Here is a 24,882-nt window from a genome sequence, read left to right as displayed (position 1 = left end):
TACTCCTTTTGATTTTTTACAATTATATAACATAAAGTTAAATTACAGGCTATCAGTGCTAAATTCGGCAACGCTTAAATTAGAATAAATATCAAGGCATTTTATAGTATGTGCACCTTTTTTAAATGAATAAAAAATATCTTTTCCGTTTGGAAAACTTATATATTTTTCATCGTCGATCGAGATGAAAACTTCATCCCCGAAAACGGCTGTGCATGATATTTTCAACCTTAATAATTTTTTATCTGTTTTATAATTTTTACCGTCAATTTCATTTAAAACAGGGCGAATACTGCTGAATTCATTAAAGCATGGCGTATTTTTTATATCGTTTTGGTTTAAATAACCGTTTTTAAACATAAAAAATAGCTCTTCAGGCCTGTAGAAATCGCAATCTCTATGAAATTTCGTTATAACGAAATCGTTTTGAAAATCATTGCAAGATTCATTTATATAAGCATCGCAGCACACTTTTTCTTCAAAAATTCCGTTCGGTTTTTCAATTTGTTTTTGAGGCGAAATTTTATCTAGATATTCAAACATATTTAATACGACTTCGGCTGCGCTTATGCCACCGCTCAAATCATCGGTTTTAGAGCCGTCAAAGTTTCCAAGCCACACGCCAAGAGTAAAATCTTTGCTGACCCCGATTGTGTAAAGATCTTTTGAATCCGCACTTGTGCCGGTTTTAAACATAATGTGCGGTTTATTTTTTGTATTTTTCCAAACGCTGTTTAGATAGTTTCGTGGAGTTTGCTCCAGCATAAGATACGTCAAATATGCACTTTGCGGCGTTAAAATAGAGATATTTTTATCTATTTTTTCGCCTGCAATTTCAAGCGGTAGAAGTTTGCCGCCGTTTGCAAATATCGTGTAAAGATGAGTCAAATCAAGAAGCGAAAGCGAAATTCCGCCAAGCGCGATTCCGTTGCCGTAAAATTCTTCGTCATATTCCGTTAAATCAGCTCTTTTAAGTATAAAATACAAAGAATCTTCTCCTAAAATGGAATTTAACTTCAAAGCAGGAATATTCAAAGAATATGTAAGTGCGTCTTTGGCTCTTACAATGCCTACGAAATCGTCAAAATAATTTTTCGGCGTATAGTTTTTATAATAAAGTTGTGTATCTACTAATTTGCTTTTTGGCGTTATAAGTCCTTTTTCCAAGGCTTTTGCATAGATAAACGGTTTTAGTGTGGAACCTACGTTTTTTATGGATTTTACGCCGTCATTTTGTCCGTTTTTCGCCTTTAAATCGTGGCTTGCCACGTAAGCAACTACTTGCATTTTTTTATTATCGATTAAAACTGCAGCTGCGTTTTTGACATTTTTTGAACTAAGTTTTTCAATTTCAAATTTAAGCAGTTGTTCTAATTTTTTTTGAAATTTTAAGTTTAAATTTGTGTGTGAAATACCGTTTTTAAAGGCAATTTGTGCGAAATTGGGCGCAAAATTCGGTGCGCTTAAACGTTTGTTTTTGAAATTCTCTTTTTTTGCCCTTAAAAATTCGCTTTTTGTTAGAATTTCCGCTTCGTAAAGTTTGGTTATGAGAGAATTTTTAAGTTTTGAAATGTTTGAAATTTTATCAAGCCTGTTTTTGTTAGGATTTTTTGGAATTACACAAAGCAGGGCGATTTGCGCATTTGTAAGATCGTCTAAATTTTTCCCGAAATAAAATAGTGACGCTGTTTTTATGCCTTGCAAATTACCGCCGTAAGGTGCAAGATTGAGATACATTTGCAAAATTTCATCTTTACTGTAATGAAATTCCAGCTGAAAAGCGTTGAAAATTTCGATTATTTTATTCTTGTAGCTGCGCTCTTTTGGATTCAGCATTCTTGCAACCTGCATTGAAATACTTGATGCGCCGATACGGTTTTTGTGTGTTAGATTGTGAAAAGCAGCTCTTAAAACAGAGAAAAAATTAACGCCGAAATGGTAGTTATAATATCTGTCTTCAAAAAAAATTACGCTTTGCTTCACGCGTTTGGGAATTTCTTTATTGTTTGCTTTTATAAACCAAATTCCGTTTTTATTGAGCGACATATTCAGTATTTCGCCGTTTTTGGCATATATAATTTTGCTTTCATCCGTTAATTTGCTGCCTAAATTTAGAGGAAAAGCAAAATCAAAAATCAAAAACAGTGTAAAAATCGCAACCGTAAATGCAATAAGTTTCATTAAAATTTTCATTGTAAAATTTTATTTTAAAGTTGCTTAATATTTTTTAAAAAAGTTTATTAAAATTCCGGTTAGTTTTTATTATAAAAACAAATATTTTTTGCCATTTGAATTTTTAAAAGCAGTATTTTAAATTTAATATAAAGTTTTTAAAATGGTATAAATTTCATTAAAAATGAATTTTATAAATCGTGTTTTTGCCAAAATTTTAAAATTTCGGCTTAAAAATTATTTAAATTTATCCTTATCAAGACTATTTAGTCTTTGGAGTCCGATATTTATGTATTCTGTAAGTTTTTCACTTATTGTAAGCAAATCTTTATGATAGCTTTTTGCTTTTTCTATTTCTATAGGGCTTGGATCTTTAAATTTTATCTTCTTAAAAAAACCTTGCGGTTCAGTAAAATATACGTAATAAATTCGCGCGCATTCTTCAAGGCCGTTATTAGCGTAAGTCATAATATTGTCGTATGCAATTCCACCCATAAGTTCTCGAAAATTATGTTTCGGATTTCTAAAAAATTCAACAAAATCGGTATATTGATTTAAAATTTGATCTAAATTTTCACCGCGATTATTATAAATACCGTTTTTAATTCTAAAAAGTAACATTTCTTGCGCGCTTAAAAGCTTTTCTATGGAAGAGATTGTAGTTTCCTTATCCACCTGTCTAACTCCATTTAAAAAATTTCCGATTATTATACCATTATTTGCTTAAAATTTCGCTATAATTATAAAATTTAATTTTTATAAGGAGATACAAAAAATGACACGACCAATCCCAAAAAATGAAGAAATTCCGTTAAATCCGAAGGAAATTATTGTTTCAAAAACGGATCCGCAAGGAGTTATAACATATGCAAACGACGTATTTATAAGAGTTTGCGGATATAGTGAACAAGAGTTGGTAGGAAGCCCGCACAATATAGTTAGACATCCTGATATGCCAAGAATCGCTTTTAAATTGATGTGGGATACGATAAAACAAGGTAAAAATTTCCGTGCTGTAGTAAAAAATCTAGCAAAAGACGGTAGATTTTACTGGGTTGTTACAGATTTTGAACCTCTTTATGATGCTAAAAGCGGAAAAATTATTCAACATACGGCTTATCGTATGCCGGCTCCAAGAAAGGCAATAGCTCAAATGACGCCGATTTATAAAAAATTATGTGAGATTGAAAAAGTTTCAGGTATGGAGGGAAGTTTAGCGTATTTAAACGGCTTTTTTGCTGCAAATAATACAAATTATAGCGATTTTATCGATCGTCTTGTTAAAGATTCAAGCGGTCCTATGTTAAAAATTTTCAGTTTTTTGAAAAAAATGTTTAAAAAATAAATTTTGCGGATTTATTTCCGCAAAATTTTATCTTTGCTATCACAAACTTCATATAAAAAGCACTCTTCGCATTTCGGTTTTATCGCTTTGCATATATATCGTCCAAAAAGCACCATCGCCTGGTGTAAATAATTTAAATCGGTTTTAAAAATTTTTGTCAAATCGGCTTCCGTCAGTTCCGGTGTTTTGGCTGTGCTCAATCCAAGTCTGTGTGAAACGCGAAAAACGTGTGTATCGACAGCCATAAAATTTGCACCGCACCATTCTATAAGCACGACGTGCGCAGTTTTTTGTCCAACTCCGGCTAGCGACATCAAATCTTTTTCATTTAATGGAATTTCTCCATTAAAATTTTCAACTACAGCTTTAGCCATTTTAATTAAATTTTTAGCTTTGTTATTAAAAAAACTGCATGAGCCGATTAATATTTTTAAACTTGCAAGATTTGCATTTGATAAAGCAAAAATATCCGGAAATTCCGCAAATAAAGAAGGCGTGATTAAATTTACCCGTTTATCCGTGCATTGTGCTGAAAGCATTACGCAAACAATTAATTCGTAAGGACTTTTAAATTTCAACTCCGTAGTCGGTTTTTCAAAGTGTTCTAAAAATAGCTTTTTAATTTCTGAAATTTCTTTTTTTGTTCTCATAAGTGTATTTTAGCTAAATATTTACAACTTTTGGCTATAATCACAGCTTAATTTTTAAAATTAAGGAAAGAAAATGAATAAAATTTTATTCTCAACTTTGTCTTTGGTGGCTGCAGTCAGTCTAAATGCCACAGTTTTTGCAACTGTAAACGGTATGGATATAACAGAACGTGAAATAGCTCCGATAGTAGCAGGACTTGGTCCGAATGTAGATATATCAAAACTTCCGGATAATATCAAAAAAGAGATTTTGGAAAGATCAATAATGCAACAACTTTTATTGAAAGAGGCGAAAGATAGCGGTGTCGCAAAAGGTGAAAGATTCAATAGAGAACTTGAATTAGCAAAAGAGATGTTAACTATAAGACTTTGGCAAGAGGAAAAAGCTAAAAATATAAAAGTGGCTGAAAATGATATAAAAGCTTTTTATGATAAAAATAAAGCTAAATTTATGCAACCTGCTCAAATAAAAGCTGGTCATATTTTGGTAAAAACGGAAGCCGAAGCGAAAACTATAATAAATGATCTTAAAAATTTTAAAGGTGATGATTTGGTTAAAAATTTTGCCATCACAGCCGCTCAAAAATCGCTCGAACCTGCTGCAAGACAAACAGGCGGTGCACTTGGTTGGTTTAGTGAACATCAAATGGTAAAACCTTTTTATGATGCTGCAAAAGCTCTTAAAAAAGGTGAAATTTCATTAAAACCTGTAAAAACGCAATTCGGATACCATGTAATTTTGAAAGAAGATGCAAAAGATGCTCATCAAGCTACTTTTAGTGAAGCAAAACCTACAATTGAAAATATTTTAAAACAAGAAAAATTAAAAGAAACCATTACAAAAGAAGCTAAAGATTTGCGTGCAAAAGCAAAAGTGGAATATAAATAAGGAGTTATAAAATGGGCGTTTTAGATATTGTAAAACCGGGCGTTTTATTTGGTGATGATGTAAATAAAGTCTATAAATATGCGCAAGCAGAAGGCTTTGCTATTCCTGCCGTAAATGTAGTAGGAAGCAATTCTATAAACGCCGTTTTGGAAAGTGCAAAAAAAGCGAATTCACCTGTAATTATCCAATTTTCAAATGGCGGGGCCGGTTTTTATGCCGGTAAAGTTTGCGAAAATGCAGCAATTATGGGCGCTGTAGCCGGTGCAAGGCAAGTTCATACATTGGCAAAATATTATGGCGTAGCTGTAATTTTGCACACAGATCACGCAGCACGTAAACTTTTGCCTTGGATTGACGGTTTAATACAAGCAAACCGCGATAATAAAGCAAAATTTTCTACTCCACTTTTCAGCTCGCATATGCTTGATCTCAGCGAAGAGAGTTTGGAAGATAATATTTCAATCAGCGAAAAATATTTAAAAATTCTAAGTGAACTTGGAATCGCTCTTGAAATCGAGCTTGGAGTTACTGGTGGCGAAGAAGACGGCGTGGATAATACGAATGTGGATAATAAAAAACTTTACACACAACCATCAGACGTTGCTTTAGCTTATGAAAGACTTTCAAAAATAAGCTCAAATTTCAGTATTGCAGCCAGTTTCGGAAATGTTCATGGCGTTTATAAACCGGGAAACGTAATTTTAAGACCTGAAATTCTTAAAAATTCTCAAGAATACGTCGCCAAAAAATTTAATTTAAAAGATAAAAAACCTGTAAAATTTGTATTTCACGGTGGAAGCGGAAGTGATGAAAAAGATATAAAAGATGCTGTAAGTTACGGCGTTGTTAAAATGAATATCGACACCGATACACAATGGGCGTTTTGGGATGGCGTACGCGATTATGAAGCACAAAATCGTCCGTATTTGCAAGGTCAAATCGGAAATCCGGATGGAGCCGATAAACCTAATAAAAAATACTACGATCCTAGAAAATGGCTTCGCAAAGGTGAAGAAAGTATGGTAAAAAGATTACTTGAAGCTTTCGAGAATCTTAATGCTATAAATAAAAATTAGGCAAAAACAATGGAAAATGACAGTATAGAACTAAATTTACCTGAAAATTCAAATCAGCCGCTGATTTTTGTTTATTTAAAAATAATTTCAGTTCCTGTTTTGGTTTTTGCTATTTTTTTGCTTGGCTTTTTTGGTGTAATTTCATTAAAAGTTGAACTTCATTCCATATTGATGCTTACAGTGCTTTTAATTATCGCTTTGATTTTAGCCCGCCAAAATGCTGAATATGGCTGCAGAGCTTTTGAAAATAAAATCGATAATTTTAAAATAAAACTTAAAAGCTTTATAATGTCACATCTTTTAATTATTGCAAATAAGAAAAAATCAAGCGTAAGTTTTGAAAATTTTGCTGATTTTTATTCAAATAATTTGCGAAATGAAAATTATTCGTCTGTGGCTACGATGATTTTTCCTATGTTTGGAATTTTAGGAACTTTTATCAGCATTGCTATTTCTATGCCGGAGTTTTCATCTCAAAATATCAATATGCTTGAAAAAGAAATTTCTCAACTTTTAAGTGGCGTAGGAACAGCATTTTACATATCTATTTACGGAATTTTTCTTGCCATTTGGTGGCTTTATTTTGAAAAAAAAGGAATAAGCAAATTTCAAAAACTTATCATTCGCTATAAAAATGCAACCAAAAATTTCTTTTGGGAAGAGCATGAGATTACAGAATGCTATTTAAGTGAAATTTTAAATGCGAATCTTCAAACGAACAAAAGCATAATTTCCAATTTAAATAGCGATTTTAGCGATAAATTAAATAATACTTTAAATCAAAAGATTAAAAATTTAGATGAAATTTTAGATAGTGAAAGAGAAATTTTAAAAGAAAGCAATGAAAAATTAAAATCAATAAACGAAATGCTTAAAAAAATCGATATATCAAGCACAGCGAAAAGTTACAATGAAATTTCAAATATTTTGCAAAACATAATATATAATTTAAATAGAAACGAAAATTCAAAAGATGAAAAAATAGAAAAATTTTCAAATTCTATAGAAAAATTTATAGATGAGTTGTCAAAATTCAGTGCTGATTTTAAAAATTCCATAAATGAAAATACAAAAAAAATAGAAAAAATTTTTGATCAGGATGAGCTTGAAAGCGCCAATGACGAAATAATCAATCGTTTGCAACAAACTTTATCCAATTTAGACAAAGCAGATGAAAAATAATAACGAAGAAAAATCAACTTTTTGGATTGCTTATGCGGATTTAATGGCCGGGCTTTTGTTTGTTTTTGTTTTGCTTGTAGGCGGGATTATTGTAAAATATTTTTTAACTCAAACAGATCTTCAAAAAACGCAACAAAACTTCGCAAATGTTCTCTCAAGTCTTCAGGACAGTAAGAAAAAAAGCGCTGAACTTGAAGCGCTGAATAAGATTTTTGCCGACAAACTTGATAAATTAAATGTAGAAAATGAAGGTCTTAGAAAGCAAAATTCTATTTATTTTATACAAATTGAAGATCTTGAAGAGATGGCAAAAAAGCTGAAAGATGAAAATTTTGATTTAAATAAAACAATAAATAAAAATGTTGAAATAATTAGTGAAAACGATACTAAAATCGCATTTTTGCTTGATAAACTTACACAAAAAGAAAGTGATTTCAATAAAATTCTACACGACTTAAACGTTACAAAAAATCGCATAAGAAATTTAACCGGAATGAAAGTAAAAGTTATAACCGATATTCGAGAAAAACTTGGAAATAGCGTCAAAATCGACAATAACGGAGCTCTTACTTTATCATCGTCAGTTCTTTTTGATAAAGGTTCATGGGCTATAAAAGATGATATAAAAAATGAATTAAAAAGAAGCCTGCAAGGATATTTTAATGCACTTTTAAATAATGATGAAATAAGACAAAATCTAGATCAAATTATTATAGAAGGTCACACGGACAGCGACGGAGATTATATTTACAATCTTGCTTTATCGCAAAATAGAGCTTTTGCCGTGATGGATTTCATAAATTCATGGAATAAAGATGATAGACTGAAAAAATATATAATTGCAAGCGGAAAAAGTTTTATGTCGCCTGTTTTGCGCGATGGTGTAGAAGATAAAGACGCAAGCCGCCGTATTGAAATAAAATTTACGCTATCGAACAAAGAAGCTATAAACGAGATTCAAAAATTTTTGGAATATGATACAAACGCCACAAAAAGCGAGTAAAATTTTTGCAAGATTTTAAAAAAGACGGCGAAAAATTTCAGCAAATTTCACTTTTCGGACGCGGAATTTGGGTTTTGCGCGATGATTTATTGGGAGTTTTTAACGGAAATAAAGCGCGCAAACTCGCATATTTTCTAAATACCGATCTTAGTAAATACGACAAAATAGTATCTTTCGGATCTTCTCAAAGCAATGCAATGCAGTCAATGAGCGTTTTTGCAAAGATTAAAAGGCTTGAATTTCATTATGTAAGCGAACATTTGAGTTCATTTTTGCGCGAAAATCCTTGCGGAAATTTTAAAAATGCACTTGAAAACGGTATGAAATTTTACGAACATGAAAATCGCAGAGATTTTGCGCTTTCGCTTATGGATAAAAAAACACTTTTTATAGAAGAGGGCGTGGCGCAAAGTGAAGCTGAGTTCGGTTTTATAAAACAGGCAGAGGAAATTGAAAATTTCGCCGATAAAAAAAATATAAAATTCGATATTTTTTTGCCGAGCGGCACGGGTGCAAGTGCCGCATTTTTAGCTAAAAATGCCAAATTTAACGTTTTCAGCACGCCTTGCGTGGCGGACGAGAAATTTCTAAATGAGCAAATTTTAAAACTCGCCCCAAATGCAAAAGTTGAAATTTTAAGCGCCGGAACGAAATTCCATTTTGCAAAACCAAATCCTATTTTATTCAAAATTTGGAAGGAAGTTTGCGCTCAAAGCAAAATAGAATTTGATCTTATATATGATCCTGTCGGTTTTTTAGCGCTTTTTAAAAGTTTATCGCGCTTTAAAAATGAAATTTTATATATTCATCAAGGTGGAATTTTAGGCAATGAAACGCAATTAAAGCGTTATAAGCGGAAATTTAAGTTATAATAAACAAAAATTTTAGGAGAGATAATGAAAATTTTAAAATCAACTGATGCAAATTTTAAAGCTGAATTCGCAAAAATAGTGCATAGAAGCGATATGGATGTGGAAAAAGTAATGCCTATAGTTTCAAATATAATCGCTGAAATCAGAAAAGAGGGTAATGAAGCAGTCGCAAGGCATATCGCGAAATTTGACAAATGGGAAGTAAATAATAATTTGGCAATTTCACAGGAAGAGATGAAAAATGCTTATGAAATTTTAAGCCAAAACTTAAAAAATGCTCTTAAAATAGCATATGAACGCATTTTTAACTATCACGAAAAGCAACTTGAAAAAAGTTGGATGACATTTGAAAAAAACGGCTCAATGCTTGGTCAAAAAATCACACCTGTAGATCGCGCAGGACTTTATATACCTGGCGGAAAAGCCGCTTATCCAAGCTCACTTCTGATGAACACTATTCCGGCGATTGTTGCAGGGGTTGGCGAAATTTGCGTCTGTACTCCGGCGGTCGGAGGAGTTGTAAATGAACTTTTGCTCGCCGCAATGCATGTTTTAGGAATTAAAGAAGCTTATAAAATCGGTGGCGCAAGTGCGATTGCTGCGATGGCATACGGTACTCAAAGTGTAAAAAAGGTTGATGTTATTACAGGTCCCGGAAATATTTTTGTGGCGACTGCGAAAAGACTTGTTTTTGGAGATGTAAATGTCGATATGATAGCTGGACCAAGCGAAATTGGCGTTATAGCTGATGAAAGTGCCGATATACACAATACAGCCGTTGATTTACTTTCTCAAGCCGAACATGATGAAATCGCAAGCGCGCTTATGGTTTGTGTGAGTGAAGAGTTTGCAAAAGCTGTAAAGAACGAAATTTATGAAATTTTACCGACTTTAAAACGCGAAAATATAGCACGAAAAAGCATTGAGAATAAAGCAGCTTTCGTTGTTGCAAAAGATTTAAACGAAGCGGTTGATTTGATGAACGAACTGGCTGTAGAGCACCTTGAAATCGCAACAGACAATGCTTATGAGCTTTTGCCTAAAATAAAACACGCAGGAGCGATATTTTTAGGACATTTTACGCCTGAAGCTATGGGAGATTATTTGGCAGGTCCTAATCACACGCTTCCAACAGGCGGAAGTGCGAGATTTTTCTCACCTCTTGGAGTTTATAATTTTATAAAACGAAGTTCGATTATATCTTTAAATAAAACCGCGATTGACGAACTTGGTGAAGCTTGTATGGCATTAGCTGACGCAGAAGGTCTTGGAGCTCACAAACTTTCCGTTAAAATTCGCTATAAAAAATAAATTTCAAGGCATCTTGCCTTGAAATTTAATGACATTTGATTTTTTAAAATTTTGGTCTATTTTTTGAAAAATATATGAATTATTAAATATGTTTTAAATTATGAAAATACAAATCAAAGCTTTAAATTTCAAAATATCTTGCTGAAAATTTTATAGCAAAACGTTTAGAAGTAAAATCAAACTTTTAAAACTTTTCATTTATTATAAAATCAATTTTTCAGTATAAATCGCTTTCATAAGATTTTTATCTAAGCTGATAAATTTTCTTTAAAATAGCTTTTTTAGAAATAATTTTTAATAATTTCAGAATATTTTTCTTTTTAGTGCCTGATGATTTTGTAAAAACTTTTGGAGTTTTATTTATCTGAAAAATATCAATTCAAACATTTAATTAGAGTTTAACTGTTTTTGAAAGTTCGTTTAATTTTGTATCTGAAATCATTTTAATTTTAAAATTTTTAGCAACTTTTGATTTAAAAAATAATTAAAATTATGAAAAATTACCGATATAAATAAAATTTCAATTCTCTTCGGCATTTGCCAAAACAAGTCCGAAAAGCACGCTAAATCCGGCATTTTCTAGAGTTTTTTTAGCTTCAAGCAAACTTGAGCCTGTCGTTACAATGTCATCAACTAAAATAATCGGAAATTTCGGTTTTTTAAAAATTTCAAAATTTCGAGGATTTTTCAAACGAAAAGCAAGCGATTTTCCTGCATAACTTACGTGATTTTTTGCGCGCAAAGTCCTATAAATCGGAGTTATAAAATTTGATTTCAAGGCATGGGCTAAAATTGCCGTGTGAGAATATCCGCTTCTTATATTATCATCAAGCGGCAAGGCGTTTGCAAGAGTTTGATTTTTATGCAAACAGCCGAATTTCGGAGCAAATTTTTCATTTTTTAATTCAAAATTTTCTTTTGACGTATTGTCATTTATATTTTGAGTGTTTATATTTTGCGTACCATCTTGCGAGCATAAAATTTCTTTTTCAAATTTTTCGGTAAAACGCCTGAATGTAAGATTTGCTAAAGTTTTATATACAAAATATCCATATTCATGGTGTTTGCTAAGAATAAGTTTTTGAATTTCGCTGTAATAATAAAAATAATAGACTGCAAAGTCGCCGAAATTTCGACGACCAATTGAAATTTGACTTAAAATTTTCGTGCAGTCTTTGCAGATAATTTTTGTGCTGAATTTCTCACAATACACACATTTCATAATGTGTTTGCGATTTGTTCGGCTGTCTTTTGTACGACATCGCGAAGCATATTTTCAAAAAACGGCGTGAAAGCACCGCCTGTTCGAATTGCTGCAAATTCGCTTTGACTTTGCGCTACGCGTTTTGTGTATGTGGTGTCACCTTTTTTAATGGTGATAAAAATTTCACATTCACCTTTCATATTATCTTTGTCATATCCTTGAATATCGGCATTCGCTTTTGCGATATCAATGTCGGCTTTCGCGTCGGCGTCTATTTCATTTTCCACTACGGCAACTCCACGCACTTTTAATTCGGCTTTCAAAGCGTCGGTGAACCATTTATCCAAATCACCTTGAAGTGTGACATACTCATTCACATCGCCGTTGCTATCTTTTACGCTTGCTACGATGCTTTGATTTTGACGCTTATCATTAATAGAAGCGACAAAAACGGTTTTATTTGCGTTAAATTTTTCGGTAGACATACTTGTATATGGATTTAATACAAGAACGCTGCTTACTTGCGAACACGCATTTAGCGTGAAAGTTACGGCAGCAGCTAATAAAAAAACAGTAAATTTTTTCATATTTTCCCTTTCATATAATAAAATTTTTCGAATAATATCCAAAAAAAGTTAATTTATAGCCAAAATTTTATTTGTAAAAGTTCCTAAAATTTGGCTCTTTGTGCTTGTTTCAAGACGTTTTAGCATTTTTTCATAAAACGGCTCTTCTTGCCAAACCGGATTAAGAACACCTGAAATTTTTTCAGTTTCGTTTTTTGCTCTTTTATAAGTTGAAATTTCATCAACCAAACCTAATTTCAGAGCATCATCAGCTAAAAAAACGCGTGCATTTGCCCAGGTTTCGTTATTGTCTATATTTAAATGTCTTGCATTCGCTACTTCATTGACAAAAAAACTGTAACTTTTATCCACAAGATTTTGCAGGCTTTCGCGTTCATTTTCATTCCACGCACGCATAAAAGTGCCGGCTTCCTTATATTCTCCTGCTTTTACGGTTTGCTCAGATATGCCGATTTTATTTGCAAGATTTTCTATATTTGCGCCTTGCATTATAACGCCGATAGAGCCTATAAATGAGCCTTCATTTGCTAAAATTTTACGCGCCCAAACTCCGCTTAAATAGCTTCCGCTGGCCATTGTTCCGCTTGCATATACGATTACAGGTTTTTTCTCGTTTAGCTCTTTTATCGCTTTAGATATTTCCACGCTTGGACTTAGCGCGCCACCAGGGCTATCGATATTAAAAAGTACCGCTTTTATATTTTCATTGTCGCTGCTAGCATAAATTTTTTCCAAAACGTCATTTGCATCCATTATAGCGTCATTTAAGCGTATTTCAGCAAGATTTGCCTGTTCTATTTCATCGCTTTGACCGGTAAAAAATATCAAATAAACCAAAAGCAAAAAAATCATAGCTTTAAAATATTTATTGATAAATCCTAAAATTTCACCTAAAGTTCCAAAAATTTCTTTTAAAACTCGCATAATTTTCCTTTTATAAATAGTTTTTTTACATTTTTATTTTGAAGTATTATTTGAAGCGCGATTTGATTTTCATCGCTTACTTCAAAGCCGTTAAATATGCTAAAATCAGCGATTTTGCCGATTGAAATTTCGCCCAAATCAAGTCCTAAAAATTTAGCCGTTTCAGAAGTTGAATTTTGCAGAAGTTCGCGCGCGAAATCGCATAAATTTTCATTATCGTGTATAAAAAGATTTGCTCTAAGCTCATCTAAAAAATTTAGACTTATATTTGAACTAAGCCCGTCAGTCGCGATATTATAGTTGATATTTGAGGCGCGGATCTTGTTTAAATCAAGCGTTTTTGCGCTCAAAAAACGATTTGAAACAGCACAATGTGTGATAGCGTGAAATTTTACGTCAAAAACGCTGAAATCATCTACAAAAACGCAATGTGTAAAAAGCGTTCGAAGCTCTTTAAAATGTTCTATAAAGCTTTTTGGTGTATAAAAAGGCTTTGGATTTTCACTGAATTTTAAAAGGTATTTTTTAAAATCATTGTTTCCGCCATCAAGCCATTCGCGCTCGTATCCGCTTTCCAAAAAATGAGTGCTCATTAAAAGATTATTTTTGCGCGCAAAATCGCAGGCCTTTTTTGTTAAAATTTCAGCCGTAGAATATGGCGAATGAACGGAAATTGCCGGAATAAACATATCATTTGTAAAATTTTTGGAATATTCGAATCTTGTTAAAAATTTTTCCCAACTTTGATTTATAAAATTTGGATTTGAGCCTAAAATTTCATTGAAAAATATTGTGCGAATCCCTGAATTGGCACAAATTTCAGTATCGATGCCAAAACTTGAAATTTCACCGATTGTGCCGACGCCGCTTTTTTTTAAAATTTCAATTTGTTTTTTTATGGCAGCATTTTTTGCTTCTTTTGACAGTTCGTCGCGAGAGTTTATAACGCTTTTTAGCCATTTTAAAAAATCGCCGTATTCAAGAGTCGTGCGATTGGCGCTGAATTCCAAATGTACATGCGGATTTATGAAAGCAGGCATAAGAAAATCGTTTCTGTAATCAAGTATTTCGGCTTCATTGCCATATTTTTTGACGGCGTTTTTAAAATCGCAAATTTCAATTATTTTATCGTCAAAAACAACGGCTTTATCATGTAAAATAGTAAAATTTTCATCGCATGTTAAAATGTATTTTGCAAGCAAGATTTTCATTTTTTCTCCTAAAAAAGTCATTGTAGCAAAAATTTAGTTAGTCTTTGATATAATCAGGCGAAATTTTTTAAATAAAGGACAAAGTATGAAAATAATGGTAATTCAAGGACCTAATTTGAATATGCTTGGTATGCGCGAGCCAAATATTTACGGTAGAATGAAACTTGAAGATATTCATAAACAAATGCAAAGCGTAGCCGATCAGGCAGGCACTGAAATAGAGTTTTTTCAAAGCAATTTCGAGGGCGAAATCGTAGATAAAATCCAAGAATGTGTAGGAACTGCCGATGGAATTATTATAAATCCTGCTGCTTATACACACACTTCAATCGCAATCCACGATGCGATTTTAGCTGTTTCACTTCCTACGATAGAAGTTCATATTTCAAATCCGGCTAGAAGAGAAGATTATCGTAAAACCAGTCTGATAGCGCCTGTAACTGCAGGTCAAATAATCGGTTTCGGACCTATCGGATATCATCTTGCGATGATGGGAATGCTTCAAATTTTTGAGCAAATTAAAGCAATTAAAACGGCAAATAAGGGTGAATAATTTTATTTTATGCAATGAAAATGCCGTGTTTTACGAGTGCGGATACAGTTGCGACAATGAAATTTTTTTAAATCTGGATTCGCGCGCGTTTTTTTTGACAGATGCCAGATATTATTTTGAAGCTCTTGAAACTTTACACGGAGCTGAAATCATATGTGTAAACGGTTCTTTGATAGATTCTGCAAGAAAAATTTTGCGAAGCGAAAGAGTAAGAGAGCTTATTTTCGATCCGTTTGATTTCAGTTATATGGATTTTTGCGAGCTTAGTAAAAATTTGCATGTAAATTTTAAACCGCGCCCAAATTTCAGCAAAAAAAAGCGAATGGTAAAAAGTGAAAAAGAGCTTGAAATTTTAAGATCTGCTGCGCGTTTCGGAGCTTTGAAATTTGATGAGTTTGCTAAATTTTTAAAAGAGTGTGGCGCCGGAAAAAGTGAAAAAGAACTGTTTTTTGAAGCAGAAATTTTGCTAAAAAATAAAGGTGAGTTCGGATTATCTTTTGAACCTATAACAGCTTTAAATAAAAATGCCGCAAAGGCTCATGCTTTGCCTTCTGATGACACGTTAAAAAACGCGGATTTGATATTAGTCGATGCCGGGATAAAATTTAAAAGATATTGTTCGGATCGCACTCGTACAGCAATTTTTGATGAAAATATAAATTTTAAAAAATCTCAAAATTTTAAAAATCAAAAGCAACAAGAAATTTTTGAAATCGTAAAAGAAGCTCAAAATCTTGCTATAAAAGCTGTAAAACCTGGCATTAAAGCCTGCCAAATTGATAAAATAGCAAGAGATTTTATAACTGAAAACGGCTTTAAAGAGGAGTTTTTTCACAGCACGGGTCATGGCGTAGGGCTTGATATACACGAATTGCCGAATATCAGCCCTAAAGACGATACGATTTTACAAAAAGGTATGGTTTTTAGCATTGAACCCGGCATTTATTTACAAAATGAGTTTGGCGTTAGAATAGAAGATGTGGTCGCTGTAAGCGATGATGGTTGCGAAATTTTAAGCGAAAATGTATGAATGTAACTTTAAAAAATAATGGATTTTGGGATTTTAAAGACGCTATTTGTTTTGTAAAATCAGCAAATTTCGGAATTTTTTTTGGTGCAGATAATAATTATAAAAATACTTTTGTGCTTGGAATCGGTGGAAATATGGGCGATACGCGCGCGCGTTTCGAGCGATTTTTGCGCGTTTTAAGGCATGATAGACGTTTTTTTGTAAGTCAAAGTTCCATTATTCTAAAAAATAAACCTTTTGGATTTTTAAAACAAAATGATTTTTTAAATGCTGTTTTGATAGTACAAACATCGCTATTTCCGCAAGCAGTATTAAAACTTTTAAATCATTTTGAAAAAATTTTCGGACGAAAAAGAAGTTTTAAAAATGCGCCGCGAACTCTTGATTTGGATATTTTATATTTTGATAAAAAAGTCAGAAAAAGTGCGCGTCTGATTTTACCGCATAGCGGTGTAAATGACCGTGTAAGTGTTATTTTGCCGTTTGGAAGTTTAAGGAGTTGAATTTGAAAATTTTATCTTTTGTAAGTATAAAAGGTGGGGTTGGAAAAAGTTTGATATCAGCCAATTTTGGAATGATTTTAGCAAAATCTGGACATAAAACCGCATTAGTCTGCGCCGAAAAATTTTCAAGTTTGGACGTTATTTTTAAAATTCAGGTAAATAAAAATTTAGGCGATTTTTTGAATGGTAAATGTGAATTTAACGACATTTTATATGAAGTTAGAGATAATCTTTTTTTAATTGTAGCGGATAATTGCGAAAACTTTGAAAAGCTTCGCGAAAATCTTTTAAAAATTGGATTTGAATATATTTTAATAGATGCGAATAGTGGTTTTTATGAACAAATTGTCAAAATCAGCGATGACTTGCTTTTGATTTCATCTTGCGAACCGGCAGGCGTTAGCGATACTTACGCTTTTATAAAACTTGCAAGCCGTATAAGAAGCGACTTTTTAATTCTTACAAATATGACAAATGACGAAGAAGAGGCGGTTTTGATATATGAAAATCTTGTTAAAATAGCTCACGCAAATATTTCAAAAGATTTGAAATTCGGACTTTTGGGATTTGTCGGTTTTTGTGAAAAAATAAGAGAGTGCGTTAAAAATCGCACAATTTTTTGTGAAGAAATGCCAAATAGCGATGTTTGCTATCAGCTTTGTAAAGCTGTCGGCAGATATTTGAAAAAAAATGGACAAAACGGTATCGATTTATCGAAATTTAGTAGTTTTAGCGCATTTTTTAGGCGAATTTTCAGTTAAAGAAATAGAATGAATAAAGAAAAATTTTTACACGATATTGAAATGGTGGATTCCATTGATTTTGGAAATGATAAATTTGTTACTTTTTTTGGTTCGGCTCGTTTCGATGATGAAAATTTTTTTGTAAAAGAAGCCGAAAAATTGGCTTATAAACTTGCAAAAGCAGGTTTTGCAATCATCACAGGTGGCGGAGAAAGCGTGATGAAAGCCGCAAATAAAGGCGCAAATTTGGCAGGTAGGCGAAATTTAGGCTTTAATATCGTGCTTCCTCACGAACAGCACAGTAACGAATTTATAGACGAAAGTTTTGTTTTTTCGACATTCGCGCTTCGCAAATATGCTCTTATGGTGAGCGATTTTTTTGTAATTTTTCCTGGCGGTTTCGGGACTATGGATGAATTTTTTGAAATTTTGACATTAAATCAAGTGAAATTTAAAAACAATAAAATTTATCTTTATAATTCCAAATTTTGGCTGCCTTTGATCGAATTTTTTCGCGTTTCGCTTTTGAAAAATAAAACTATTAAAGAAAATGATTTAAAACTTTTTAAAATAAGCGACGATATAGAAGATATTTTTGCAGATATAAAGGCAAGTTTATGAAAATTTTAGTTGCTCTTAGCGGTGGTGTCGATAGTGCCGTTTCGGCTAAAATTTTAAAAGATGCGGGTTATGAAATAGAAGGATGCTATATGAAGCTTCACGGAAGAGATGATTATCACGCTAAAAATATTGAAAAAGTGCAGGATGTAGGCAATTTTTTGGAGATAAAAACGCATATTTTGGATCTTTGCGATGATTTTAAGCGTGAAGTTTTTGAGCCGTTTCTACAAACTTATAAAGTCGGCAAAACCCCAAATCCGTGCGCTTTATGTAACAGAACAATAAAATTCGGTAAATTTTTGGATTTTGCCAGGAGTAAAGGTTGTGACAAAATCGCAACGGGGCATTACGCAAAAATCGAAAATAATCTTATAAAATCTGCAGTTGATCTTAGTAAAGATCAAAGCTATTTTTTAGCAAATATCGAGCCGCGTGTAATTCCAAATATAGTTTTTCCGCTTGGAAATATGCTCAAAAAAGATGTCAAAAAGTTCGCCGCTTCATTTCCTGAGCTTGAGAAAATTTCAAAAAGCAGTGAAAGTAATGAAATTTGTTTTGTGGAAAATACATATATCGATGTTTTGAGAGAATTTTATAAAACTGAAACTCCTGGCATTGTTAGAAATTTACAAGGAGAAATCGTCGGCAAACATAACGGCTATATGAACTTTACTGTAGGTAAACGCCGCGGATTTGATGTTTTTGGCGCGCACGAACCGCATTATGTCGTAAAAATAGATGCTAAAAAAAATGAAATAGTAGTCGGAAGCAAAGCAGATCTTGACAAAAACGAGTTTGAAACGCAAAATTTTAACGCTTTTTTAAATATAGATGAAATTTTAAAAATGGATGAAATTTATGTAAAAATTCGTTATCGAAGTGCTAAAATAGCGTGTAAAATTGAAATTTCACTTAACGATAATTTAAACAATGAAAGTTTAACCGATAAAAATTTAAATTTTGAAAATTCAGATTTTTTAAATAATCAGGACCTAAAAGCCAAAATTATTTTAAAAACACCTGCAAATGGAGTTGCAAGCGGACAGCTTGCCGTATTTTATGATAAATCCGACTGCGTAATTGCAAGTGGTTTTATAGCTTAAATTTAAATAATAAAAGTGTTTTTTTGGCAATAAATGCAAGATGATGAAAAGTATAAAAAAATAAAAGAAGCGTTAGATAGACTTCACAAACAAAAACAAAATTCTAAAGAGAATTTAAATTCTCAAACTTTATGCAACAATAATACTATAAACAATCAAAATCCAAATTTCAAAGATAAAAATTTAAAAAATATCAACTTATCCAATTCAAAAGATAACTTAAAAATCAATCATATCTGCAAAACAACGCAAAACAAAATTTTAAAAATTCAGACAAAAATTCAAATTCTAATAAAAATAATAACTCATCAAATTCCATAAACCAACGAGATTATGATGAAGATCCGATTATTATAAAAGACAATAACTTAAATTTATTTTTATTTTGTGGTTTGCTGGCTATGATAATAGTTTTATTAACATGGAATCTTTTCTAGCATAGGCAGTCATTTGCACACACATTTTTTATTGCTTCCATTGCAGCTTCAGTTTATTTTGTTGATTTTAGAAAAAATGCAAATAGTAGATATATTTTATTTAAAAATTCACATATTGAATATATAGTTGACAACACAATAGAAACAGAAATTAAACTAGATGAAATAGTAAGTATTAATAAAACATTTAGTATAAAATATAAACGATATGGTGGAATTTTTTATTTAATAAAAGCGCTATCGTATTTATAGTATTTTGCTTTGTTGCCATATTATTAAATGCTATTTTATTTGGTAAGATAAAAGAGTTTTTCTTTGTAATTATAGCATTAATCATATCTATTTTTATACCAAGAATTATATTGTGGTTACACAATGGCGGAAATATTTTTGATTACAATATTTTTGATGCAATAGTTGTAAAAGATAAAAACAATTTTATAAATATTTTACCGACAGATTTACAAAGCAAACGAGATATAAAAAATTATTTTTTGATAAAAACAGGTAAAAATATAGATAATATACAAAATATTTTATTTATATTATAAGATTATAAGGAGATAAAATGAGTAGAGAAAGTGTTACGCTGGTAAAGGTGAACTTATAAAACTAAAAGATAGTGGTATAGTAAGTATTGATCTAAACTATAAAAACATAAATACAGATGAAAAAGGTAATATTATAAAACAAAGTTCAACCGTTACTTTTGAAGATGGTTCAACTACAATAGCTAATGATGTATGGTTTAAATAACAAACAAATTCCTTAAACTATAATAATGAAATTAAATTAGTAAATTTGATTATTATGATTTAAGACAAACGGATTATAATTTTAAAGTTTATTTTTGATAAAAGAGTAAAAAGCCAAAATTTCAAAGGCAATAAATGCAGGATGATGAAAAGTATAAAAAAATAAAAGAAGCGCTGGATAGACTTCACAAACAAAAACAAAATTCCAAAGAGAACTCAAATTCTCAAACTTTAGACAATAATAAAACTATAAATAATCAAAACTTAAATTTAAAAAATATCAATTTATTCAATTCAAAAGATAACTTAAATAATCAATCATATCTGCAAAACAACGCAAAACAAAATTTTAAGAATTCAGACAATGATTTAAATTTCAATAAAAATAAGAGCTCATCAAATTCCATAAACCAACGAGATTATGATAAAGATCCACTTGTCATAAAAGATTACAATTCGGAAGTTAGCGGCGTTTGGTTATTATTTGTTGTAGTATTTTTAATTGCCGTATTTGCATCCGGGCAAATTTCGCTGCATGCATCCGGTGTTGCCGTTGTGACTATTTTAATTTATATTGGAAAAACCGATGAAAATTCGCCTAAAAACGGAGTTTTTAAATTTACAAACGAATACATTTATTATTCATCCGATATAAAATGTAAAGAAATTAAATTAAACGAAATTTCAAAAATTTCAAATACATTGCAAGCGCTTTATGAAGTTCGTAATGAAACAAAAAAGGCGATCTCAAACAAAAAATAGGAAATATCGGAGGAATTTTTTATTTAATAATTTTGGTCTTAGGGTTTATTTTTGTAGATGAATATAGAAAGCCACTTATTATTGTATTTTCCATTTTTATATTGGGATTTATTGCCCCACAATATCTGTATCATTTATACAAAGACAGCACACTTAAAAAAAAGGTTTTTGATACGCTGGTAATTTCATCAAAATTTGGTTTTAATATATGCATATTCTTTGCTAGACAAAGCGATTATGATGAAATTAGAAAATATTTTTTATACAAAAAAGGAATTGATATAAAAAACGTTTAAATTTAAAGGAGAATATTATGGATGAAAATTCAAAAATACAAAAAGCTAAGAAAATTTTAGATATTGCAGAAGCAGATTATAAAAAGAAACTTTCTAAAGAAGAGTTGGATTTTTTAAAATCTTCAAAACATATGTATGATTTAGCTTCTACTGCAATTAGTGACCATTATGACGAATTGTCACATCTGCCAAAAGGTGCTGGTGCTATATTTATAATTAATGGTACAAGTAGCATTTTAGTGGATACAACAAAAGGGGAAAGCGCTTTAAAGCAAGCTTTTGGATTGTTAGGTGACGCCGCTGTAACTGTTTTTTCTTTTACGCCTTACGGAAGAGTTATAATGTGGGGAAATCTTGCTTTATCGATATTTGACTTAGACGCATCGTCAATGTTTAAAAAAATTTATGATAGCGCTTTGGGTGATTATAAAGGTGCAGTGTTACTTGATAATGGTTTTTTACAAGTAACTATGGATGACGGAACAATCTATGCAAGACCTTTTTTGCCAAATGCTCACGGCAGTCTTTTTGGCGACACCAAAGACGATGTCCTCTTTGGTGGCAACGGTAATGATATGCTGATAGGTCACGGTGGCAAAGACATACTAATCGGTGGAAACGGTAAGGATGATTATTTCGTAGATAATGGAGATATCATAAAAGACAGTGATGGAAATGGTAGAGTATTTTTAGAAAATCATCAATTAACAGGAGGAACTCAAATAGAAAAGGGTTCACAAATTTATAAAGGCAAAGACGGCACAAAGTATGAACTCAAAGGCTCAGACCTTATAATCAACGATAGCATAACAATAGAAAATTTCAATCCTTATGCGGATGAATATTTAGGCATAACTTTATACGAAGCAGGTGAAATAGCAGTAAGCGTATCAAGCGCTAGTGCAAAAGAAAAAGAGCAAAGTATAAGCTTTACAATCTCACTTAGTAGGAATTTGAAAGAAAATGAATTCATCAAAGTCACCATACCTAAAATAGGTAATAATGAAGCAAAAACTTATATGTTTATACATAGTAGTAGCACGGATTGGAAAGTAGCAGACGGCATAGAGTATATCTTTGGTAGCAGCACAAGCTATACATATTCGTGGAGCGATTTAGAATTTGCAAATTTAAATTTACTTGTTGCTTGAATTTTTGAATTTGCAAAAGTAAGTTTAAATTTGTGAATTTAATAAATTCAGTATCAAACAATGCCCAGTGAGATAGAATTTGCAAGGAAAATTTATAAAAAGGATTAAATTTGAATAACGATATTTTTAATAAAAAGAACAATTTAAGAGATTATGATAAAGAGCCGATAATCATAAAAAACTATGAACAAGCTTTTCAAATTTTATCAATAATTATACCTATGATTTTTGCTGCTTATTTAACAGGCTTGATTGTAGCTATTTTTGATAAAAATACTACGGCTGATGATATTTATGTGTTGAGTGCTATATTTTTTACCATTGCTATATTTTGTATTTTGATAGAGTATGCTGGGTTTAAAAAATCAAAATCATTTATTAAATTTACAAATGATTGCATTGGATTTTATAAAAATAATCAATTAGTTAAAAACGTTGATTTAGATAATTTATCCAAAAATATAGCAAAGCCATTACTTGCCTATTTTACAAAAAATACAAAATTTTCAAAATTGCATATTGTATCGTTTGTATTATTAACGCTTTTGTCAATACCAATATTGCATATTTGGTTATTATTTGTATTTGCTAGTGTATTTTGCAATTGTTTTTATAAATTTCTTTTTTGTATATTAACTACAAAAACAGGCGATAGGCGTTTTAGTATGTTTCCAGCAATAATAATCAATGAGCCAGAATTTGCATTAAATAGCGGTTTTGCTATACCGGATTATTTTTTACTTGTAATATTCAGTAAAAGAAAATATAGCGAAATTAAAGAATATTTTTTAAATTTACACAACATAAACATTGATAATGTTGAAAAAATCTATTTTTAAAGGAGAAATGCTATGAGTAATTCAAGCAAAAGAGTATCAAAGGCAGAAGTTGAGTTAAATAAAGCTTATGAGAGATTGTTGAAAAATGCAAATCTTACGAAAGAACTAATTTTAGAAGCTGTAAAAAATGGCATAAAATTAGAAGGAATTCTAACAAGTGCAAAAACTCAAACATTAACATCAGAACAAAGAAAATTATATGGCAATGCGTTAAAAGGAAGCAGTATTGGTGCAAACGCAATAACAAATTTGCTAAACGGCGAAGATACTATTTCGGTAATGACAGGCTCAACTATAAATATTGGATTAGATTTTGGATTGGAAGCTGGTGCTAAAAAAATAAGTGCAAAATTTGCACCACTTGTCGGCTGGTTTTCAGTTGGTGTAGATATAGGCAATTTTATAAATCAATTAACAGGTGGCGAACAATTAGATATAGGTAGATTGATAAATAATAAGCTTGACGAATTGCGTGGAGTAACAAATGATTTACCAGAAATCTTACCAAATGGCATTATGAGATTAACAATGCATGATGGCACAGTCTATGAAAGACCATTAGTTGATATTGCAGGAAATTACCTACTCACTGGCGACACCAAAGACGATGTCTTATTCGGAAGCAATGGTAATGATATATTAAATGGTCACGCTGGCTCAGATATACTCATCGGTGGCAGTGGCAAAGACGATTATTTTGTAGATAACGGCGATACTATCATCGATAGCGACGGCAAAGGCAGAGTATTTTTATCTTCTACAAACATTCAACTCACAGGTGGCACCCAAATCGAAAAAGGCTCTAAAATTTACAAAGGCAAAGACGGCACTACATACGAACTCAAAGGCTCAGATCTTATAATCAACGATAGCATAACAATAGAAAATTTCAGTAAAATAAGCAATGATTTAGATATAGTCTTAGTCGATATAGATGATATAGTAGTAACCATGGGAAACAATCAATCAACCGAGGGTGGCAATGGTAAACACTCAATGGAATTTAAAATAACTCTAAATAGAGCACTAAAAAAAGATGAGTTTTTAGAACTAATCATAAACGGACAAAGGATTAAATTTAAAGAAGGAGATATAGAGCAAACCTATACTCATACTTGGGACGGAAATACAATCAAAGAAGAAGATAGAAAATTTGAAGTAAGTGGCATAGTAATGCAAACTTCTGAAAATTTAAATGTCCAAGTAGTCGTATCAGGTCAAGGTCGCATCAAAGACGACGACAAAGATCCAAACGATGATAAGCCAGAAACTTACGATCCACTTGCAATAGACCTTAATAATGATGGCATAAAAGGCACAAATTTAGACTATAAGATAAATTTTGACCTTGATAATAACGGCTTTAAAGAGGCTACAAGCTGGATAGATAACAATGACGCCTTTATCACCATTGATAAAAACAACAACGGCGCAATCGATAATGGTAGCGAGCTATTTGGAAACAAGAGCATCTCAAATAACGCCTATGCCTACACTAATCCAAATTCAAAAAATGGCTTTGAAGCATTAAGCGAATTTGATAGCAACAATGACGGAATAATAGATATAAATGATGAAAAATTTGCAAATTTAAATTTACTGGTTGCTTGAATTCGTAAATTTAAATTCAAACTATCAAATTTGAGTTTAAATTTGTGAATTT

At 31.5% G+C, this 24,882-nt stretch carries 26 protein-coding genes; 19 read left to right on the top strand and 7 right to left on the bottom strand.

All coding sequences use genetic code 11. The annotated features are described in order from the left end of the window. Positions 1–42: 42 nt before the first annotated feature. Together pbpC and CHAB381_RS05715 are read right to left on the bottom strand one after the other, a co-directional pair. A complete protein-coding gene (pbpC, locus tag CHAB381_RS05720; RefSeq protein WP_232215071.1) occupies positions 43–2,181 on the bottom strand; it encodes a penicillin-binding protein 1C in 2,139 nt (712 codons plus the stop codon). A gap of 228 nt (positions 2,182–2,409) precedes the next feature. Further along, the gene (locus CHAB381_RS05715; protein WP_012109079.1) at positions 2,410–2,847 is read right to left on the bottom strand and encodes a hypothetical protein; all 438 of its coding nucleotides are present in this window, start codon (positions 2,845–2,847) and stop codon (positions 2,410–2,412) included. Positions 2,848–2,947: 100 nt separating this feature from the next. Between CHAB381_RS05715 and CHAB381_RS05710 the strand changes: the two genes are divergently transcribed. Continuing rightward, positions 2,948–3,517, top strand: a complete 570-nt coding sequence (locus CHAB381_RS05710; protein WP_012109078.1) for a PAS domain-containing protein — start codon at positions 2,948–2,950, stop codon at positions 3,515–3,517. Between the two features lie 11 nt (positions 3,518–3,528). Here the strand turns inward: CHAB381_RS05710 and nth are convergent, their stop codons facing one another. Beyond that, positions 3,529–4,167, bottom strand: a complete 639-nt coding sequence (nth, locus tag CHAB381_RS05705) for an endonuclease III (protein WP_012109077.1) — start codon at positions 4,165–4,167, stop codon at positions 3,529–3,531. Positions 4,168–4,240: 73 nt separating this feature from the next. Between nth and CHAB381_RS05700 the strand changes: the two genes are divergently transcribed. From CHAB381_RS05700 to hisD, 6 genes are read left to right on the top strand one after another with little or no spacing between them, the layout of a single operon-like run. Beyond that, positions 4,241–5,056, top strand: a complete 816-nt coding sequence (locus CHAB381_RS05700; RefSeq protein WP_012109076.1) for a peptidylprolyl isomerase — start codon at positions 4,241–4,243, stop codon at positions 5,054–5,056. 11 nt (positions 5,057–5,067) lie between these two features. Beyond that, a complete protein-coding gene (fbaA, locus tag CHAB381_RS05695; protein WP_012109075.1) occupies positions 5,068–6,132 on the top strand; it encodes a class II fructose-bisphosphate aldolase in 1,065 nt (354 codons plus the stop codon). Positions 6,133–6,141: 9 nt separating this feature from the next. Beyond that, on the top strand, positions 6,142–7,314 hold the full coding sequence (locus CHAB381_RS05690) for a MotA/TolQ/ExbB proton channel family protein (protein WP_012109074.1): 1,173 nt from the start codon (positions 6,142–6,144) through the stop codon (positions 7,312–7,314). Then, positions 7,304–8,317 (top strand): OmpA family protein, encoded by a 1,014-nt coding sequence (locus CHAB381_RS05685; protein ID WP_012109073.1) that lies wholly within the window; start codon positions 7,304–7,306, stop codon positions 8,315–8,317. The genes CHAB381_RS05690 and CHAB381_RS05685 overlap by 11 nt, the downstream gene beginning before the upstream one ends. Before the next feature lie 5 nt (positions 8,318–8,322). Continuing rightward, positions 8,323–9,189, top strand: a complete 867-nt coding sequence (locus CHAB381_RS05680; RefSeq protein WP_012109072.1) for a 1-aminocyclopropane-1-carboxylate deaminase — start codon at positions 8,323–8,325, stop codon at positions 9,187–9,189. 24 nt (positions 9,190–9,213) lie between these two features. Next, positions 9,214–10,500 carry a histidinol dehydrogenase gene (hisD, locus tag CHAB381_RS05675; protein WP_012109071.1) on the top strand — a complete coding sequence of 429 codons (1,287 nt, stop codon included), beginning with the start codon at positions 9,214–9,216 and terminating at the stop codon, positions 10,498–10,500. A 520-nt stretch (positions 10,501–11,020) separates the two neighbouring features. Here hisD and CHAB381_RS05670 read toward each other — a convergent pair. The 4 genes from CHAB381_RS05670 to mqnF are packed head-to-tail and all read right to left on the bottom strand — an operon-like array spanning position 11,021 to position 14,426. Then, a complete protein-coding gene (locus tag CHAB381_RS05670) occupies positions 11,021–11,722 on the bottom strand; it encodes a ComF family protein (protein ID WP_012109070.1) in 702 nt (233 codons plus the stop codon). Continuing rightward, positions 11,719–12,291 (bottom strand): YajG family lipoprotein, encoded by a 573-nt coding sequence (locus CHAB381_RS05665; protein ID WP_012109069.1) that lies wholly within the window; start codon positions 12,289–12,291, stop codon positions 11,719–11,721. Before CHAB381_RS05665 ends, CHAB381_RS05670 begins: the two co-directional genes overlap by 4 nt. A 48-nt stretch (positions 12,292–12,339) precedes the next feature. Next, positions 12,340–13,215, bottom strand: a complete 876-nt coding sequence (gene sppA / locus CHAB381_RS05660; protein WP_012109068.1) for a signal peptide peptidase SppA — start codon at positions 13,213–13,215, stop codon at positions 12,340–12,342. Continuing rightward, positions 13,203–14,426 carry an aminofutalosine deaminase family hydrolase gene (mqnF, locus tag CHAB381_RS05655; RefSeq protein WP_012109067.1) on the bottom strand — a complete coding sequence of 408 codons (1,224 nt, stop codon included), beginning with the start codon at positions 14,424–14,426 and terminating at the stop codon, positions 13,203–13,205. The genes sppA and mqnF overlap by 13 nt, the downstream gene beginning before the upstream one ends. An 85-nt stretch (positions 14,427–14,511) precedes the next feature. Here mqnF and aroQ point away from each other — a divergent pair, with 85 nt between their 5' ends. The 12 genes from aroQ to CHAB381_RS08900 all read left to right on the top strand — a co-directional run bounded on the left by aroQ (position 14,512) and on the right by CHAB381_RS08900 (position 24,830). Beyond that, the gene (gene aroQ, locus CHAB381_RS05650; RefSeq protein ID WP_012109066.1) at positions 14,512–14,979 is read left to right on the top strand and encodes a type II 3-dehydroquinate dehydratase; all 468 of its coding nucleotides are present in this window, start codon (positions 14,512–14,514) and stop codon (positions 14,977–14,979) included. Further along, positions 14,972–16,009, top strand: coding sequence for a M24 family metallopeptidase (locus CHAB381_RS05645; RefSeq protein WP_012109064.1), 1,038 nt, complete (start codon positions 14,972–14,974; stop codon positions 16,007–16,009). The genes aroQ and CHAB381_RS05645 overlap by 8 nt, the downstream gene beginning before the upstream one ends. Continuing rightward, positions 16,006–16,512, top strand: coding sequence for a 2-amino-4-hydroxy-6-hydroxymethyldihydropteridine diphosphokinase (gene folK, locus CHAB381_RS05640; RefSeq protein WP_012109063.1), 507 nt, complete (start codon positions 16,006–16,008; stop codon positions 16,510–16,512). Before CHAB381_RS05645 ends, folK begins: the two co-directional genes overlap by 4 nt. A 2-nt stretch (positions 16,513–16,514) precedes the next feature. Continuing rightward, positions 16,515–17,273 (top strand): AAA family ATPase, encoded by a 759-nt coding sequence (locus CHAB381_RS05635; protein ID WP_012109062.1) that lies wholly within the window; start codon positions 16,515–16,517, stop codon positions 17,271–17,273. 9 nt (positions 17,274–17,282) lie between these two features. Continuing rightward, entirely contained in the window at positions 17,283–17,876 is a 594-nt protein-coding gene (locus CHAB381_RS05630) for an LOG family protein (RefSeq protein WP_012109061.1), read from the top strand. After that, positions 17,873–18,979: a tRNA 2-thiouridine(34) synthase MnmA gene (mnmA, locus tag CHAB381_RS05625; RefSeq protein WP_012109060.1), complete on the top strand. Its 1,107-nt coding sequence runs from the start codon at positions 17,873–17,875 to the stop codon at positions 18,977–18,979. The genes CHAB381_RS05630 and mnmA overlap by 4 nt, the downstream gene beginning before the upstream one ends. Before the next feature lie 33 nt (positions 18,980–19,012). Continuing rightward, the gene (locus CHAB381_RS05620) at positions 19,013–19,300 is read left to right on the top strand and encodes a hypothetical protein (RefSeq protein WP_012109059.1); all 288 of its coding nucleotides are present in this window, start codon (positions 19,013–19,015) and stop codon (positions 19,298–19,300) included. Positions 19,301–19,778: 478 nt separating this feature from the next. Beyond that, positions 19,779–19,967 (top strand): hypothetical protein, encoded by a 189-nt coding sequence (locus CHAB381_RS05615; RefSeq protein WP_012109058.1) that lies wholly within the window; start codon positions 19,779–19,781, stop codon positions 19,965–19,967. Positions 19,968–20,306: 339 nt separating this feature from the next. Then, positions 20,307–20,933 (top strand): hypothetical protein, encoded by a 627-nt coding sequence (locus CHAB381_RS08650; RefSeq protein ID WP_012109057.1) that lies wholly within the window; start codon positions 20,307–20,309, stop codon positions 20,931–20,933. 313 nt (positions 20,934–21,246) lie between these two features. After that, positions 21,247–22,380 carry a calcium-binding protein gene (locus CHAB381_RS05600; protein ID WP_012109055.1) on the top strand — a complete coding sequence of 378 codons (1,134 nt, stop codon included), beginning with the start codon at positions 21,247–21,249 and terminating at the stop codon, positions 22,378–22,380. A gap of 110 nt (positions 22,381–22,490) precedes the next feature. Next, positions 22,491–23,219, top strand: a complete 729-nt coding sequence (locus CHAB381_RS05595) for a hypothetical protein (RefSeq protein WP_012109054.1) — start codon at positions 22,491–22,493, stop codon at positions 23,217–23,219. A gap of 12 nt (positions 23,220–23,231) precedes the next feature. Continuing rightward, positions 23,232–24,830 carry a calcium-binding protein gene (locus CHAB381_RS08900; protein ID WP_012109053.1) on the top strand — a complete coding sequence of 533 codons (1,599 nt, stop codon included), beginning with the start codon at positions 23,232–23,234 and terminating at the stop codon, positions 24,828–24,830. Positions 24,831–24,882: the final 52 nt, after the last annotated feature.

It is taken from the genome of Campylobacter hominis ATCC BAA-381 (assembly GCF_000017585.1).
GTDB classification, from domain to species: domain Bacteria; phylum Campylobacterota; class Campylobacteria; order Campylobacterales; family Campylobacteraceae; genus Campylobacter_B; species Campylobacter_B hominis.
The sequence above is the reverse complement of the archived record's forward strand: the minus strand, read 5'-3'. Positions and strand labels throughout refer to the sequence as shown.